Origin of the sequence: Thermobifida halotolerans (assembly GCF_003574835.2) — a bacterium.
Classification (GTDB): Bacteria; Actinomycetota; Actinomycetes; order Streptosporangiales; family Streptosporangiaceae; genus Thermobifida; species Thermobifida halotolerans.
Genome location: NZ_CP063196.1, coordinates 506,283 through 517,868 on the forward strand (window position 1 = coordinate 506,283; position 11,586 = coordinate 517,868).

Sequence of the window (11,586 nt, forward strand, 5' to 3'; positions counted from 1 at the left end):
CTCGCCCCGAGCCCCACGCACGTGGGGATGGACCGCCGAAACCCTCATCACCCACCTCACCGCCGAACCGAGCCCCACGCACGTGGGGATGGACCGACCGTCCTGGCCCTCGACCTGGCTCGGCACGCCCGAGCCCCACGCACGTGGGGATGGACCGGACACCGCCGAGTGGACCGACCGGGGCACCGGCCGAGCCCCACGCACGTGGGGATGGACCGCGCGCCTGGCCGACGCTGACAGCCGCATCGCCCCGAGCCCCACGCACGTGGGGATGGACCTTCAGCTTCCTGCTGACTGTGCCGATCGAGATCCCGAGCCCCACGCACGTGGGGATGGACCGTCCCGACCAACGCCAGCACGGTGTGCTGGTCGCCGAGCCCCACGCACGTGGGGATGGACCGATGCCGTCCGTGACCTCCCTCAGTTCCCGCCCCCGAGCCCCACGCACGTGGGGATGGACCTCGTTTCCAAATGGTGGCGGTCGGGGCGCAACCCCGAGCCCCACGCACGTGGGGATGGACCGGGGTTGGTGGTGCCGCTGAACAGGAGCCTGCGGAGTCCCGGGGGTGGCCGGTGCGCTTCCAACGAATCCCCCTGTGGAGGCGCAGGAGTGGGGCGGCGTCCCCACAGGCGGAAAAGGCAGAAGGACGTCGGCCGCCACCGGGAGGGCGCTCCCGTCACCGACCTAGCGGGGGGTCGGAACAGGGCTGAGGCCCCCTCGGGTGCCATGATCATGGTTATGACACAACAGAGTTCTCCGCACGACCTGCCCGACGTGTCCGGACTGTCCGTCGCCGTGCTCGGCGGCACCGGCGACCAGGGCCGCGGCCTGGCCCGGCGGCTCGCGATGGCCGGACACGAGGTCATCCTCGGGTCCCGCAGCGCCGAACGGGCGCAGGCCGCGGCCGACGAACTCGGCGCGGACCTGCCGGTCCGCGGACTGGACAACGCGGCCGCGGCGGCCGCCGGGGACGTGGTCGTCGTCGCGGTTCCCTGGGACGGCCACCGCGCCCTGCTCGAATCGCTGAAGGACGTCCTGGCGGGCAAGATCGTCGTCGATTGCGTCAACCCGCTCGGCTTCGACAAGCGCGGCGCCTACGCGCTGCCGGTCGAGGAGGGCAGCGCCGCCGAGCAGGCCGCCGCCGTCCTGCCGGACAGCCGGGTCGTGGCCGCCTTCCACCACGTCTCCGCCGTGGTCCTGCTCGACCCCGAGGTCACGGAAGTGGACCTGGACGTGCTGGTGCTCGGTGACGACCGCGAGGCCACCGACACCGTGCGCGCCCTGGCCGCCCGGATCCCCGGCGTGCGCGGGGTCTACGGCGGTCGGCTGCGCAACGCCCACCAGGTCGAGGCGTTCACCGCCAACCTGATCTCGATCAACCGCCGCTACAAGGCGCACGCGGGAATCCGGATCACCGACGTCTGACACCGCCGGTCCCGACACCGGGGGTGCGCTTCGCGACCTCGCCCCGGTGTCAGGACCGCCGCGCGGTCACCGCCGGTCGGTGACCCGCTTGTCGCCGTCGGCGCCCTTGGTGATGGTGAAGGCGTCCACCAGGGTGCCGTCCAGGGTCCGCGACTCGTAGCTCAGCTCGTCGTTGTCGACCCCGACGACCTGGTAGGTCTGGGTGTCGGCGACCTGGACGCGGACCTCGGCCCCGTTGGCCGTCCAGTTGCGGTCGGACACGTCGTACATCTTGGGGCCGGTCACCGAGACCACGTAGACCGGACCGGTCTGGACGGCGGGGTCGTCGGTGCGGTGGGCGGTCAGGTTGCCCCGGCCGTAGGAGTGGTCGTGCCCCTGGAGCACCAGGTCCACGTCGTACTCCTCCAGGATGTCCAGCCACTCCGAGCGCAGCGACCGGTTGTCGCGGGAGGGCGAGTTGGCGAACACCGGGTGGTGGAAGGTGACCACCGTCCACCGGTTGGGGTTGTCGGCCAGCACCCGCTCCAGCCAGTGCCCCTGGTCCTCCAGCCAGTCCGTGACGTCGAACCAGGGCGCGTTGCGGTAGTTGCTGTTCAGCACCACGAAGCGGACGCCCTGGAAGTCGGTGTAGTAGACGGTGTCGTCGAGGTCGTCGTCACCGGGGCCGTTGCCCGCGCCGGGGAACTGCCGGTTCCAGTGGCCCGACAGGCTCCACCCGCTGTACTCGTGGTTGCCGGGGGTGGTGATGTGGTTCATCGTGGCGCTCTCGTCCCCGACGGCGGCGTACCACTCGGCCCACTCGGAGTCGGAGTTGGCGCTGTTGACCAGGTCGCCCGAGTGGACGGTGAGCGCGGCGTCGGGGGCGGCGGCGTAGGCGGCGCGGACGGTCGGGGCCGCCCCGCCGGTGATGTCGTTCTGCACGTCGCCCAGGTAGAGGAAGGTGAACGGTTCGGCGGTGGCGGAGGCGGTGGTGAACTCGAACCAGTCGCTCCAGGAGGTTCCGTCGCCGATCCGGTAGCGGTAGTCGGTCGCGGGGGTCAGTCCGGTGAGCGTCGCGACGTGGTAGCGGCCGCCGCCCGCGGTGCCGGTGCTGCTGCCCTCGACGGTGACGGTCGCGCCGCCGGAGACCGCTCCGTACTCCAGGTGGGAGACGCTGACGCCGGTGGCGGTGCGCCAGGTGACGGTCTGGGAGGTGGCGGGGGTGGCGGTGGGGGAGAGGGTGACGCGCTCCGCGACGCCGGGGTCGGCCGCAGCCGGGGCGGGGACCGCGACGACTCCCGTGCCGAGGACGGCGGAGCCGAGGAGGGCGAGGAGTCCGGCGCGGGCGGCCGGGCGGGAACGGAACGAGCGGACGGAGGAGGACATCATCTGCGACTCCCGGTGGGACGAGCGGGTGGACCGCCCGGAGGACGTGTGCCGCGTCTCCGGGCGGTTTCGTTCCGTGACGGAAGTTAACGCCGACGGGCGACGTGCCGGTGAATGCCCGTCAACCGTCCGCCCGCCTCCGCGGTGCCGTTGGGTTGCCTGCGGGGGAACGGCTCACAGCCAGCCCCTGACCTTCTCGATCAGCGCGACCGGGTCGTCGGAGAAGGGGATCAGGTTGAGGTGGGTGACCCCGGCCTCGCGGAACGCCTCGACGCGTTCGCGGACGTAGGACTCGGGACCGACCAGGTTGGTCAGCTCCACCATCTCCTCGGGCACCGCCGCGGCGGCCTCCTCCTTCTTCCCGGACAGGTAGAGGTCCTGGATGCGCTCGGCGGCCTCCTCGTAGCCGTAGCGGCGGGCCACCGAGTTGTAGAAGTTCTTCCCCCGGGCGCCCATGCCGCCGACGTACAGCGCGATCATGGGGCGGGCGAAGTCCAGCAGCCTCTTGGTCTCCTCGCCCTCGCCGATCGCGACCATGCCGCCCGCGGCGATCTGGAGTTCGCCCAGGTCGGCGGAGCGCCTGGCGCGGCCCGCGGCCAGGGAGTCGCCCCACACGTCGCGGGCCTTCTCCGGGATGAACAGGTGGGGCAGCCAGCCGTCGGCGATCTCGGCGGTCATCTCGACGTTCTTGGCGCCCAGGGACGCCACGAACACCGGGATGCGGTCGCGCACCGGATGGTTGATGATCTTGAGCGGCTTGCCCAGGCCGGTGCCCTGCTCCGGCGGCAGGGGCAGGGTGAAGACCGTGCCCTCGTGGGTCAGCGGGGCCTCGCGCGCCCACACCTTGCGGCAGATCTCGATGACCTCCCGGGTGCGGGCGAGCGGTCTGGTGTAGGGCACCCCGTGCCAGCCCTCGATGACCTGCGGGCCGCTCGCGCCCAGGCCGAGTACGGCGCGGCCACCGGAGAGGTAGTCCAGGCCCGCGGCGGTCTGCGCAATCAGGGTGGGGGTGCGCGAGTACAGCGGCAGGATCGCCGAGCCGATGTTGACGCGTTCGGTGCGGGCGGCGAGGTAGCCCATCAGGGTGGGGCCGTCGAAGCCGTAGAGTTCGGCCACCCACACGGTGTCCAGGCCGACCTTCTCCAGTTCGACCACCTGGTCGACGGTCCTCCTGATGTCTCCCGAGTAGTTCAACGGCATGGAGATCTGCATGGGAAAGCCTCCGCTGTCCGGTGCGCCAGAATCCCGACCATGCTACTACCGAGTAGCTTTCTGGTCGGGGAACGGAAGAACCCCCGGAGGGTCCGGACCGGACCGCCCCGGGGGCCGTGGACACAGAAAGCCGCCGCGTCAGGCGTAGGAATGCTGCTCGTCCGGGAACACCCCGGTCACGACCTCGTCGGCGAAGCCCTTGGCGGCGTCCCGCAGTCCCGCGGCGAGATCGGCGTAGGGCTTGACGAACTTGGCCACCCGCGGCGACAGCCCCGCCATGTCCTGCCACACCAGCACCTGCGCGTCCGTTCCCGGCCCCGCGCCGATCCCGATGGTCGGAATGGTCAGCTGCTGGGTGATCTCGGCGGCCAACCGGGCCGGGACGCACTCCAGGACCACCGAGAACGCGCCCGCGCGCTCCAGCTCCTTGGCGTCGGAGAGCAGGGCCTCGGCCGCCTCGTGGCTGCGCCCCTGGACGCGGTAACCGCCCAGGGCGTTGACCGACTGCGGGGTCAGACCGATGTGGCCCATCACCGGGATGCCGGCTGAGACCAGCGCCTCCACCTGGGGAGTGACCCGGTGGCCGCCCTCCAGCTTGACGGCCTGGGCGCCGCCCTCCTTCATCAGCCGGGCGGCCGAGGCCAGCGCCTGCTCGGGCCCGGCCTGGTAGGAGCCGAAGGTCAGGTCGGCCACCACCAGCGCCCGCCTGGACGCCCGCGACACCGCCGCGGTCAGCGGCACCATGTCGTCGATGGTGACGGGGATGGTGGAGTCGTAGCCGAAGACGACCATGGCGGCGGAGTCGCCCACCAGCAGCACCGGGATACCCGCCTCGTCGAAGATCCGCGCCGTCAGCGCGTCGTAGGCGGTGAGCATCGGCCAGCGCTCGCCGCGCTGCTTGGCCGCGGCCAGGTCGTGGACGGTGACACGACGGTTCGAGGTGCCGCCGTACAGGGCGGGAGTGGGGGTTGTGGGGTTCATCTGTGCGTTTCCTCCGTTGTCTCGAAGCGCCGTCAAGGCGTCCCCGGACGTGTCGGTCGCGGTCGGCGCGGGTGCGCCGGACATCCTCATCATGGCACGCATGATTTGCGTTGTTCTACCGGATGAAACTGATTTGTCGTTTTGTTTCGTCCGGACGCGCGTGAGAGTCGTCACCGCGGATACGCACAGCACAGGGGCCCCCGCCGCGGAGTCGCGGACACCGCCGGGGGAGGCGGTGCGGCCCGCCCGGAGCGGCGGGGAGGGGCCGACGGGGCCACCCGCCCTCGCGGGCGGGGGACCGTCACAGTGTCGGCAGGTAGCGCTGCAGCTCGTAGGGGGTCACCTGGCGGCGGTAGGCCTGCCACTCCGCCTTCTTGTTGCGCAGGAAGAAGTCGAACACGTGCTCGCCGAGCGCCTCGGCGACCAGCTCGCTGTTCTCCATCGCCCGCAGCGCCTCGTCCAGGCTCTGCGGCAGCGGGGTGATGCCCAGCGCCCGGCGCTCGGCGTCGGTGAGCGCCCACACGTCGTCGGCGGCGCCCGGAGGAAGCTCGTAGCCCTCCTCGATCCCCTTCAGCCCGGCGGCCAGGACCACCGCGAAGGCCAGGTAGGGGTTGCACGCCGAGTCCAGCGAGCGGAACTCGATCCGGGTGGAGTTGCCCTTGCGGGGCTTGTACATCGGCACGCGCACCAGCGCGGAGCGGTTGTTGTGCCCCCAGCACACGTACGCGGGCGCCTCACCGCCCGCCCCGGCCGAGGCCGCGGCGTTGTCCCACAGCCGCTTGTAGGAGTTGACGAACTGGTTGCACACCGCCGTGATCTCGGCGGCGTGCCGCAGCACGCCCGCGATGAACCCGCGGCCGATCTTGGACAGCTGGTACTCGGCCCCCGGCTCGTAGAAGGCGTTGCGGTCCCCCTCGAACAGCGACATGTGGGTGTGCATGCCGGAACCGGGGAACTCGGTGAACGGCTTGGGCATGAAGGTGGCGTAGATGCCCTGCTCCAGGGCCACCTCCTTCATCACCAGCCGGAAGGTCATGATGTTGTCGGCGGTGGTCAGGGCGTCGGCGTAGCGCAGGTCGATCTCCTGCTGGCCGGGGCCGCCCTCGTGGTGGCTGAACTCCACCGAGATGCCCATGTCCTCGAGCATCATGATGGCGTTGCGGCGGAAGTCGTGCGCGCTGTTGTGCGGCGTGTGGTCGAAGTAGCCGCCGTCGTCGTTCGGCTCGGGGAACTCGCCGTACTCGGGCTTCTTCTTCAGCAGGTAGAACTCGATCTCGGGATGCGTGTAGAACGTGAAACCGAGATCCGAGGCCCGGCTCAGCTGCCGCTTGAGCACGTTGCGCGGATCGGCGTAGCTGGGCGAGCCGTCGGGCATCAGGATGTCGCAGTACATGCGCGCGGTCCCGTGCGGCTCGTTGCGCCACGGCAGCACCTGGAACGTGGTGGGATCGGGCTGGGCGAGCATGTCCGACTCGTGCACCCGGGCGAATCCCTCGATCGCCGAGCCGTCGAAGCCGATGCCCTCGGCGAAGGCGGCCTCCAGTTCGGCGGGGGCCACCGCGACCGACTTGAGGTAACCGAGCACGTCGGTGAACCACAGTCGCACGAAGCGGATATCGCGCTCCTCAAGCGTGCGGAGCACGAATTCCTGCTGTCGGTTCACGGTCCACCTTCCTCGTTTGGTTTCGTGGGATGTCTGACGCGTTCATACCAGACTCCCCACCGTCAGTGTGCCCTGCGGGCGTTACCACGACGTTAAGCGAGGCCGTCCTCGGCACCCCTACCCGCTGTGAGCCGACCGCAACACCCGTGGTCGGGGCCACGGGAACGCCGGGAGGAGTCGGGCGTTAGGCTCATTGTCGTGGCACAACTGCGATTGGCTATGGCCCAGGTCAACCCTACTGTGGGAGACCTGGAAGGAAACTGCGGGATCGTCGTCGAGCACGCGCGCCGGGCGGCCGAGGCAGGGGCTCACCTGGTGGTGTTTCCCGAGATGATGGTCACCGGATACCCGGTGGAGGACCTCGCGCTGCGCAGGACCTTCGTCGACGCCTCCATCGAGGCCGTGCACGCCCTGGCCGGGCGGCTCTCCTCCGAGGGACTGGGCGAGCTTCCCGTCGCCGTCGGCTACCTGAGCCGCCGCAGGGGAGCCGCGACCACCGCGCTGGGCCAGCCGGTCGGGGCCCCGCAGAACGCGGTGGCCCTGCTGCACCGGGGGCGGGCGGTCTTCACCTCCGCCAAGCACCACCTGCCCAACTACGGGGTGTTCGACGAGTTCCGCCACTTCGTCCCCGGAGACGTCCTCCCGGTGGTGCGGCTGCACGGCATCGACACGGCCTTCGTGGTCTGCGAGGACCTGTGGCAGGACGGCGGCCCGGTCGCCGCCGTGCGCGAGTCCGGGGCCACCCTGCTGGTGGTGCTGAACGGGTCGCCGTACGAGCGCGACAAGGGGGACGCGCGGCTGGAGTTGTGCGCCCGCCGCGCCCGCGAGGCCGACGTGGCACTGGCCTACGTCAACATGGTCGGCGGCCAGGACGAACTGGTCTTCGACGGCGACTCCCTGGTCGTGGACGCCGCCGGGGACCTGGTCGCGCGCGCCCCGCGGTTCGAGGAGGCGCTTTTGGTGGCGGACCTGGAACTGCCGGGGGCGGAGGGACCGGGCATGTGGGGCGCGGCGGCGGAGGCCGACGGCATCACCATCGAACGCCACCTGATCTCCGACTCCCCGCTGCCGCCCTACCGGCCGCTGCCCAACCCCGTGGCCCCGCGCCCGGACGACCTCGGCGAGGTCTACGCGGCCCTGGTGCTGGCCACCCGCGACTACGTCCGCAAGAACCGGTTCCCCTCGGTGATCCTGGGGCTGTCCGGCGGTATCGACTCGGCGCTGACCGCCACCATCGCCGCCGACGCGCTCGGACCGGAGCGGGTCCACGGCGTGCTCATGCCGAGCCGCTACTCCAGCGACCACTCGGTCTCCGACGCCGAGGAACTGGTGCGCCGCCAGGGGATCAACGGGCGCACCGTCGCGGTGGGGCCGATGATCGAGGCGTTCGAGAAGGCCGTGGAGATCGACGGTCTGGCCGCGGAGAACCTGCAGGCCCGGGTGCGCGGCCAGTTGCTGATGACGCTGTCCAACCAGGAGGGCCACCTGGTGCTGACCACGGGCAACAAGAGCGAGCTGGCGTCGGGCTACTCCACCCTCTACGGCGACTCCGCGGGCGGCTTCGCGCCGATCAAGGACGTCTGGAAGACCCTGGTGTGGGAGCTGGCGCGGTGGCGCAACGCCGAGGCCGAGCGGCTGGGGCGGACCCCGCCGATCCCGGAGGAGTCCATCACCAAGCCGCCCAGCGCGGAGCTGCGGCCGGGGCAGTTGGACACCGACTCCCTGCCGGACTACCAGATCCTGGACGCGCTGCTGGACGACTACGTGGGCACCGACCTGGGGCGTGCCGAGCTGGTCGCGGCCGGACACCACCCCGAACTGGTGGACCGGGTCATCCGCATGGTCGACCGGGCCGAGTACAAGCGCCGCCAGTACCCGCCGGGACCCAAGATCAGCAAGCGCAACTTCGGTCGGGACCGGCGGTTGCCGATCACCAACCGGTCGACAGTCTGACCTCCGTTGGCTCCGGCGGCGGTGGAGGCCCGCCCGCGGTCCACCGCCGCCGGAGCCGTTCTCACCAGAACACGGCCACGCCGATGTTGAGCAGGGTCAGCAGACCGGCGGCCAGCGCCAGGCGCGGGGAGGGCCCGCGCACGTTGAGGACGGCCAGCACGACCACGGCGAGGTTCACGACCAGTTTGACGCCGATCTTGACGTGGTCGACGGCGCCGAGGTCGCCCATCTCCCGCAGGCCCACCAGCAGCAGGCCGATGACCAACTGGGTCAGGGCGCTGTGCAGCAGCACCTTGGGGGCCTTGGCGTAACCGCCCATCTGCTGCATCAGCCAGCCGGAGACGATCCCGGCCAGGGCCACGAAGTGAAGGAAGACAAGCGCGGAGTAGACGATTTCCATACCCCGCACACTACTACGTCACGTAGTTGTCAATTTCCGGGCAACGGCGCTTTCCGGACGGTGCGGTGCCGCCCCGGGAGGGGAGCCGGGGCGGCACCGCGGGAGAGGGACACGGCGGGCGGGGGATCACGGGAGGGGGTGCGCCACCCGCCGACGCCTGCTTCGGACCGGCCGGTCACCTCCTTTCCGAAGGGGTCCGGGCGGTGGTCGGGAGGCGGCTCACCGCCAGGAGCCGGTGAAGGTCCGGGAGCAGCCGCCGCTGTCGTCGGCCACGGCGGACCTGTTGTCCCCGTTCTCCCACTCCACGGTGCCGTCGGGGTTGATCTTGACGTACTTGTAGTCGAACCGGGTCCCCTCGGGGAGGGAGACCTGTCCCTTCCAGACGGGGTAGGTGCTCCCGTCGGTGTTGAGCTTCAGGCCGTCGGCGGGGTTCCAGGAGCCCAGTTCGGGGATGGAGCCCACCACGTGGACCTCCTGGCCGTACCAGGTGGTGACGGTGGCGTCGAAGCGGGAGTCGATGACGGAGCACTCGCCGCCCGGGGGAGGCGGTTCGGAGGAGCAGCCGTCGGGGTCCTCGCACTCGCCCAGGGCCCCGACGTGCAGCGCGACCGCGCCGTTGGCCGGGACGGAGGCGGTGAACCGGCCGTCGGACACCTCATAACTGGGCGCGTCGCACACGCCGTCGACGAAGGTGCCGTTGGCCACGTCGCAGTAGGTCCCGTCGGGCAGGTCGGTGGAGAAGGTGCGCGTCCAGGCGCTGCCCGTGGCGTTGAAGGCGGCGTAGCCCGCGGAACCGCGCGCGAACGCCAGCCGTCCGTCGCCGTCGGTGACGGTGCCGCCGATGCCGTGCCCGTCCACCGCGTTGCGGAAGGACACCATGCCCGCGACGGCGCGGTGCTCGCACACCCACCGCGAGGCGGAGCAGTCGGTGGGGTCGGTGGTGCCGTCCGCGCTCATGGGCGGTCCCGTGTCGGTGCTGCCGGACCAGGTGTAGCTGGACATCACCTTGGGGGTGCCGTAGGGGTGGGCCAGCATGAACGACTGCGCCAGGTCGTAGCGCGCCCCGTCGGTGTGGGTGAGGATCGGGTCGCTGCGCTGGGTGTCGTGGTTGGCGACGAACACCACGGCCTTGTCACCCGGGGTCAGACCGCCGCCCAGTCCGCTCAGGTGGGCGATGTTGCCGTCGTCGAAGGCGTGGCTGATGTCGCGGTGGTACTGGAACTCGGTGACGTCCCCCATGGGGGTGTAGGAGCCGGTGCCGATCGTGCCGTCGGCGATGACCTCCTGGAAGACGTACGGCTTGCCGCCGCCCCAGTCGGCGTGGACGTCGTCCAGCCGCGAGACGATCGCCTGGACGTCGGCCTCGGGCACGTGCTTGGCCGCGTCGAGGCGGAAGCCCGCCACGCCGATGCCGACCAGGTCGTTGAGGTAGGCCGCGACCCGGTCGCGGACGTGGTCGGAGGAGGTGTCCAGGTCGGACAGTCCGACCAGTTCGCAGTTCTGCACCTCCCACTTGTCGTTCCAGTTGGCGATGTCGCGGCGGCAGTCGCCGAAGTGCTGGCTCTGGTAGATGCCCGGGTAGTCGTACTTGCTGTAGCTGGACCCCGCGCTGCCGGGGCCGGCGCCGATGGAACCGGTGCCGCTCATGTGGTTGATGATCGCGTCGACGTAGATCTTCACCCCGGCGTCGCGGCAGCGGTCGACCATGTCGACGAAGTCGGCCCGGGTGCCGCGGCGGGTCTGGTCGAGTCGGTAGGAGACCGGCTGGTAGTCCTGCCACCAGGGGTAGCCCTGGCCGGACAGCACCACGTGCTCCTGCGGCGGTGAGACCTGCACCGCGCCGAACCCGTTGGGGCCCAGTGTGCTCTCGCACTCCTCGGCGACCGACTCCCAGCGCCACTGGAAGAGGTGGACGATGACGTCCCTGTCCCCGGACGGCGCGGCATGAGCGGGGGAGGCCGCGACGGTCAGGGGGATCAGGGACAACGCGAAGCCCAGCACGGCCGCGAGTACCGCGGCCAGGGGTCTGCGAACTCCCATCAAACGCTCCAATACGGATAGGGGATCCACTCCTGAAAGCTGCCTTGCAGTTTGTGCAAGCTTTGCAAGAACTTTCAGGGTGAGACGAAGATAACAACCGGCGGTCGGTTTGTGAACCGTCGCCCGTGGAATCTCGCTGATTGTCCGAAAGTGGGAGTTTGTGGGGGTTTTGTCGGGATCACGAAGGGGGAAGGTGGCGGGAAGAAGCGGGGGAAGAGGCGTAGAGCGTTTGAGAAATGCCCGCAAAAACCGCAACAACTTGCAGAAATCTCGCTGTGAGAAGCGACCGGCCGAGACACGGAGGGAGCGCCCGGGACACGCTCCCGACCCCCCGGGGGGGGAGTGCCGAGTGGCCCGGGCCTGGGGCCGAGGTCACCTGAAACCCTCCTTCGGGGGGTGAGGCCACACGACACCCTAGGGCCCGGGCCACCCGAAAACCCCTTGGGTCCGGTGCTGCGCGGTCCTCTTCCGCCCGGGGCACCCGGAATCCCCTGGGCCGGGCCGCCCGAAGGCTCCTCCCCGGACTCCCGGGGCCGGTTCCGGTTC

General features: G+C 70.6%; 8 protein-coding genes and 1 CRISPR repeat array (1 of these 9 cut by a window edge). Of the genes, 2 read left to right on the forward strand and 6 right to left on the reverse strand.

The genetic code is table 11. From position 1 onward, the window contains the following. Positions 1–523: a CRISPR direct-repeat array (repeat unit 29 nt; unit sequence CCGAGCCCCACGCACGTGGGGATGGACCG); it begins 238 nt to the left of the window's first position. A 216-nt stretch (positions 524–739) separates the two neighbouring features. Next, positions 740–1,426 carry an NADPH-dependent F420 reductase gene (gene npdG / locus NI17_RS02275; RefSeq protein ID WP_068692629.1) on the forward strand — a complete coding sequence of 229 codons (687 nt, stop codon included), beginning with the start codon at positions 740–742 and terminating at the stop codon, positions 1,424–1,426. Between the two features lie 66 nt (positions 1,427–1,492). On the opposite strand, the gene NI17_RS02280 is transcribed toward npdG, so the two are convergent. The 4 genes from NI17_RS02280 to glnA all read right to left on the reverse strand — a co-directional run bounded on the left by NI17_RS02280 (position 1,493) and on the right by glnA (position 6,647). Further along, positions 1,493–2,791: a purple acid phosphatase family protein gene (locus tag NI17_RS02280; protein ID WP_068692630.1), complete on the reverse strand. Its 1,299-nt coding sequence runs from the start codon at positions 2,789–2,791 to the stop codon at positions 1,493–1,495. 174 nt (positions 2,792–2,965) lie between these two features. Continuing rightward, positions 2,966–4,003 (reverse strand): LLM class F420-dependent oxidoreductase, encoded by a 1,038-nt coding sequence (locus NI17_RS02285; protein ID WP_068692596.1) that lies wholly within the window; start codon positions 4,001–4,003, stop codon positions 2,966–2,968. Positions 4,004–4,141: 138 nt separating this feature from the next. Beyond that, positions 4,142–4,984 (reverse strand): 3-methyl-2-oxobutanoate hydroxymethyltransferase, encoded by an 843-nt coding sequence (gene panB, locus NI17_RS02290; protein WP_068692597.1) that lies wholly within the window; start codon positions 4,982–4,984, stop codon positions 4,142–4,144. Between the two features lie 301 nt (positions 4,985–5,285). Next, positions 5,286–6,647, reverse strand: coding sequence for a type I glutamate--ammonia ligase (gene glnA / locus NI17_RS02295; protein ID WP_199860101.1), 1,362 nt, complete (start codon positions 6,645–6,647; stop codon positions 5,286–5,288). A 219-nt stretch (positions 6,648–6,866) separates the two neighbouring features. Here glnA and NI17_RS02300 point away from each other — a divergent pair, with 219 nt between their 5' ends. Next, entirely contained in the window at positions 6,867–8,600 is a 1,734-nt protein-coding gene (locus NI17_RS02300; RefSeq protein WP_243597697.1) for an NAD+ synthase, read from the forward strand. A gap of 61 nt (positions 8,601–8,661) precedes the next feature. Here the strand turns inward: NI17_RS02300 and NI17_RS02305 are convergent, their stop codons facing one another. Together NI17_RS02305 and NI17_RS02310 are read right to left on the reverse strand one after the other, a co-directional pair. Further along, positions 8,662–9,000, reverse strand: coding sequence for a hypothetical protein (locus NI17_RS02305; protein ID WP_068692598.1), 339 nt, complete (start codon positions 8,998–9,000; stop codon positions 8,662–8,664). Positions 9,001–9,219: 219 nt separating this feature from the next. Next, a complete protein-coding gene (locus tag NI17_RS02310) occupies positions 9,220–11,040 on the reverse strand; it encodes a carbohydrate-binding module family 20 domain-containing protein (RefSeq protein ID WP_068692599.1) in 1,821 nt (606 codons plus the stop codon). Positions 11,041–11,586 lie beyond the last annotated feature (546 nt).